Source organism: Kitasatospora sp. NPDC004240, from assembly GCF_053603215.1.
Genome location: NZ_JBSGFD010000352.1, coordinates 1 through 5,048, shown reverse-complemented (window position 1 = coordinate 5,048; position 5,048 = coordinate 1). Strand labels below are relative to the sequence as shown.

Annotated in this window: 3 protein-coding genes and 1 tRNA gene; 2 read left to right on the top strand and 2 right to left on the bottom strand. The window is 73.2% G+C overall.

What is annotated here, in order from left to right; genetic code table 11:
• Positions 1-108: 108 nt before the first annotated feature.
• Together pgi and ACWEQL_RS40955 are read right to left on the bottom strand one after the other, a co-directional pair.
• Positions 109-1,770 carry a glucose-6-phosphate isomerase gene (gene pgi, locus ACWEQL_RS40960; protein WP_452156480.1) on the bottom strand — a complete coding sequence of 554 codons (1,662 nt, stop codon included), beginning with the start codon at positions 1,768-1,770 and terminating at the stop codon, positions 109-111.
• A 328-nt stretch (positions 1,771-2,098) separates the two neighbouring features.
• A complete protein-coding gene (locus ACWEQL_RS40955; protein WP_452156478.1) occupies positions 2,099-3,682 on the bottom strand; it encodes a Na+/H+ antiporter in 1,584 nt (527 codons plus the stop codon).
• Between the two features lie 248 nt (positions 3,683-3,930).
• On the opposite strand from ACWEQL_RS40955, the gene ACWEQL_RS40950 reads away from it, so the two are divergent.
• Both ACWEQL_RS40950 and ACWEQL_RS40945 read left to right on the top strand, forming a co-directional pair.
• Complete coding sequence (locus ACWEQL_RS40950; RefSeq protein ID WP_452156476.1) at positions 3,931-4,839, top strand: NADP-dependent oxidoreductase; 909 nt, start codon at positions 3,931-3,933, stop codon at positions 4,837-4,839.
• Between the two features lie 127 nt (positions 4,840-4,966).
• A tRNA-Lys gene (locus tag ACWEQL_RS40945) sits at positions 4,967-5,040 on the top strand.
• Positions 5,041-5,048 lie beyond the last annotated feature (8 nt).

The following is a 5,048-nucleotide window of genomic DNA, read 5'->3' as shown; positions in this document are numbered from 1 at the left end:
GATCGCGCCGTTGAGGTGGCCGTGCCATTCGGCACCGAGACCCAGCCCGAAGCCGAGCCAGGCCAGGTTGGGCAGGGCCAGCGGCGGACGACCCGGCCGCACCGGGTCTCAGCGCCCGCGCAGCGAGCGGTAGCGGGCGACCAGCTCGGCGGTGGAGCTGTCCAGCGCCTCGGCCCCCTCACCGGTCAGCAGCACCGGCTCGATCCGCTTGGCCAGGACCTTGCCGAGCTCCACGCCCCACTGGTCGAAGGAGTCGATGTTCCAGATCGCGCCCTGCACGAACACCTTGTGCTCGTACAGCGCGACCAGCTGGCCGAGCACCGACGGGGTGAGCCCGGCGGCCAGGATGGTGGTGGTCGGGTGGTTGCCGCGGAAGGTCTTGTGCGGCACCAGCTCGGCCGGCACGCCCTCCGCCGCGACCTCCTCCGGGGTCTTGCCGAAGGCGAGCGCCTGGGTCTGCGCGAAGAAGTTGGCGAGCAGCAGGTCGTGCTGCGCGGCCAGACCGGGCAGCAGGTCGGCGACCGGCTCGGCGAAGCCGATGAAGTCCGCCGGGATCAGCTTGGTGCCCTGGTGGAGCAGCTGGTAGTACGCGTGCTGGCCGTTGGTGCCGGGGGTGCCCCAGACCACCGGGCCGGTCTGCCAGGTGACCGGGTTGCCCGCGCGGTCGACCGACTTGCCGTTGGACTCCATGTCCAGCTGCTGCAGGTAGGCCGTGAACTTCGACAGGTAGTGCGAGTACGGCAGCACCGCGTGCGCCTGGGCGTCGAAGAAGGCGCCGTACCAGACCCCGAGCAGGCCGAGCAGCAGCGGGACGTTCTCCTCCGGCGGCGCGGTGCGGAAGTGCTCGTCGACCAGGTGGAAGCCGTCCAGCATCTCGCGGAAGGCGTCCGGGCCGATGGCGATCATCAGCGAGAGGCCGATCGCCGAGTCGTAGGAGTAGCGGCCGCCGACCCAGTCCCAGAACTCGAACATGTTGGCGGTGTCGATGCCGAAGTCGGCGACGCCCTCGGCGTTGGTGGAGAGCGCGACGAAGTGCTTGGCGACCGCGTCGGTGTCCGCGCGCAGCTCGGTGAGCAGCCAGTTCCGGGCCGAGACCGCGTTGGTGATGGTCTCGATGGTGGTGAAGGTCTTGGACGCGACGATGAACAGCGTCTCGGCGGCGTCCAGGTCGCGGACGGCCTCGTGCAGGTCGGCGCCGTCCACGTTGGAGACGAAGCGGACGTCGAGGTCGCGCGCGGCGTACGAGCGCAGCACCTCGTACGCCATGGCGGGGCCGAGGTCGGAGCCACCGATGCCGATGTTGACGACGGTCCGGATCCGCTTGCCGGTGTGGCCGCGCCACTCCCCGCCGCGGACCCGGTCGGCGAAGCCGGCCATCTTGTCCAGCACCGCGTGCACGCCGGGCACCACGTTCTCGCCGTCCACCTCGACGACCGCGTCCCGGGGGGCGCGCAGGGCGGTGTGCAGCACGGCCCGCTGCTCGGTGTTGTTGATCTTCTCGCCGCGGAACATCGCGTCGCGCAGGGCGGCGACGCCGGTGGCCTCGGCGAGCTCGCGCAGCAGGGTCAGGGTCTCGTCCGTGACCAGCTGCTTGGCGTAGTCGACGTGCAGGTCGCCGACCTGGAGGGTGAGGCGGCGGCCGCGCTCGGGGTCGGCGGCGAACAGCTCGCGCAGGTGCGTCTCGCCCAGCTCCGCCCGGTGCTTGGCCAGTGCGGCCCACTGGGGGGTGCGGTCCAGCGGTGTACGGGCGTCGGCAGGGGTCTCCGACATCGGGTGCTCCTCGTTCTGATCCGGGTGCAGATACCGGCAGGGCCAGGCGGGAGGGTTCGCGAGGTCGTGCGGGTACTGGTGGTGCGCCGACTCCGTTGACGGCCTGCCTCGGGGCGTGTCGGCCCCGGGTGCCAGCCTAAGCCCTGTCCGGGGCGGCGGGGCTCAGCCCCGAGGAGGCGTCACCTCGGTGGACCGGCCGGTCACCGCACCGCTGCCGGGCGGCCATCCCCCGGGCCCCGGCCGGTCACCGCGGCCCGTCCGGGAGGGTCACCGGCATCACCCCGGCCGCGGTCACCGCATCACCCCGGCCCGGACCGTCGCACCACCGTCACTTCCGTTCCGAGCGCAGGTCGAGCCCGCGCAGCACCTGGTCGACGAGTTCCGGGTCGGCGCCGGCCTCGCTGCGGGCGATCAGCATCTCGCGGCGGGAGGCGGCGATCATCTCCTGCTCGACCAGGTACGCGGCCCGCCACTGGCCGAGCCTCAGTTTCGCCTCGGCGGCCTCCTCCTCGGCGTAGTTCTCGGGGCAGAGCCGGGCGAGGCGGTCGTGCTGACGGTCCCGCAGCCGGTCGGCGACCTCGGCGGGCAGCTTGTCCTGCTCCTCCAGTTCGCCCAGCCGCTTCAGCCCGGCCTTGGCCGCGCGCCACCACAGCAGCCGGACGGCCTGCTCGTGCTTGTCCTGGTCGAGGTCCAGGTGCAGCCGTTTGGCCAGCCACGGCAGGCTCAGGCCCTGGACGAGCAGGGTGAAGAGCACCACCGAGAAGGCGACGAAGACCAGCCGGCCGCGCTCGGGGAAGTGCGCGCCGGAGTCCAGGGTGAGCGGCACGGCCAGGGCCAGGGCGACGGTGGCGACCCCGCGCATCCCGGACCACCAGAGGACCACGCTCTCCTGCCAGCTGATCGGGGTGTCCTCCTCGGCCCCGGACCTCAGTCGCTGGGAGAGCCAGCCGGCCGGCAGCAGCCAGAGCAGCCGGACGGCGACCACCACCGCGATGACCACGGCGGCGTCACCGATGAAGCTGGTCCAGCCGGAGCCGGCCTCCCTGAGGACGGTGGCGAGCTCCAGGCCGATCAGGCCGAAGGCGACACCGGTGATCAGGATCTCGACGATCTCCCAGAAGGCGTTGCCGACCAGCCGGTAGGCGACGTCGTCGGCGTGGGCGGCCCGCTCGGCCAGGTAGAGCGCGCAGATCACCACGGCGAGCACCCCGGAGCCGTGGATCTCCTCGGCGAGCGTGTAGGCCGCGAACGGCACCAGCAGGTTGAGCGCCACCTGCTGGGTGGGGTCGTCCAGCAGGGAGGCGAGTTTGGCGTTGAGCCAGCCGAGCGCCACGCCGACGGCGACGGCGAGGACGGCGGAGAGCACGAAGCGCAGCGCCGCGTTGCCGGCCGAGAAGTCGCCGGTCACCACGGCCTCGATGGCGAGCGAGTAGATGACGATCGCGGTGACGTCGTTGAACAGGCCCTCGCTCTCCAGGATGGCGACCAGCCGGCGCGGCAGCCCGACGCTGCCGGCCACCGCGACCGCGGCGACCGGGTCGGGCGGGGAGACCAGCGCGCCGACCGCGACGGCCGCGGCGACCGGCAGCGCGGGCACCAGCCAGTGCACGGTGCCGGCCACGGCCAGCGTGGTGACCACCACCAGGGCGACGGCGAGCAGCAGGATGGAGCGGACGTTGGCCTTGAAGTAGCGCACGGCCGAGCGCCGGGCGACCGCGAAGATCAGCGGCGGGAGGACCAGCGGGAGGATGAGGTCCGGGTCGAGCTGGATGTCCGGGATCTGCGGCAGCAGCGCCATGACGATGCCGAGCACGGTCATCAGCACCGGCTGCGGCACGCCCGAGCGACGGGCGAGCGGCATGGTGATCACCGAGGCGAGCAGCACCAGGAAGAGCAGGGGCAGCTGGCCCACCGGGAGGGTCCTCTCGACGAAACTACAGGTCGGGGTCGCCGCCAGGATAGATCGGACAATGCGCTGATCAGGTCTCGGCGCGCCGGACTTGACCTCAAGTCCGCTTCAAGTTCGATGATCGTGGGAGCTCCGGCCGACCAGCCGGAACCGGCCGCCGGGGACCGCCCCCGGAGGTCCGCGCACCGCTCATCCACGCACCGGCCGTCCGCGCACCGGCCGTCCGCGCACCGATCAGAGGAGAGTCCCCCATGAAGGCAGTCACCGTCCCCGAGTTCGGCGGACCCGAGGTGCTGCGGGTCACCGAGGTGGCCACGCCCGTCGCCGGCCAGGGGCAGGTGCGGGTCCGGGTGCGCGCGGCCGGGCTCCAGCCCGCCGACCTCGCCGTCCGGGGCGGCTGGACCCCGCCCGGCGCCACGGTCGAGCCGCCGGTCATCCCGGGCAACGAGTTCGCCGGCGTGGTCGACCAGCTCGGGCCCGGCAGCTTCGGCTGGGAGGTCGGGGACGAGGTCCTGGGCTTCCGGCTGCTCGGCAGCCACGCCGAGTACGTCACCGTGGACAGCTCCCAGCTGGTCGCCAAGCCCGCCGGCATGCCCTGGGAGCAGGCCGGCTCGCTCTCGGCCTCCGGTCAGACCGCGCACACCGCGCTCACCGCGCTGGAGGTCCGCCGCGGCGAGACCGTCCTGGTCCACGGCGCCTCCGGCGGCGTCGGCACGGTGGCCGTCCAATTGGCCCGGGCCTGGGGCGCCACCGTCATCGGCACCGCGAGCGAGCGCAACCACGACTACCTGCGCGAGCTCGGCGCCGTCCCGGTCCTGTACGGGGAGGGGCTGGTCGAACGGGTGCGCGCGTTGGCGCCGCAGGGCGTGGACGCCGCACTGGACGCCGCCGGGCGCGGCGCGGTGGAGGCCTCCGCCCTGCTGGTCGCCGACCCCCGCCGGATCGGCACCATCGTGGACCCGGCCGCCGCCGAGCGGGTGGGCGCGCGCTGGCTGCGCAGCGACCGTACGGCGGCCCGGCTGGGGGAGCTGGTGGAGCTCTGGGAGGCCGGGCGGCTGCGGCTGGAGGTGGCCGGGGCGTTCCCGCTGGAGCGGGCGGCGGACGCCCACCGGCTGGTCGAGACCGGGCACGTCCGGGGCAAGGTGGTGCTCGTGCCGTGAGCCCGGTGCGGCGCCGGCGGGGACGGCCCGGGGCGGAGGCCTCCGGGCCGTCGGCGCGGTCCGGGGCCCGTCGGGAACCGATTGTGAGTTTCGGCCGCTGACCAGGTAATGTTCTCCACGTCAGCAGGCGCCGCTAGCTCAGTTGGTTAGAGCAGCTGACTCTTAATCAGCGGGTCCGGGGTTCGAGTCCCTGGCGGCGCACAGACAGC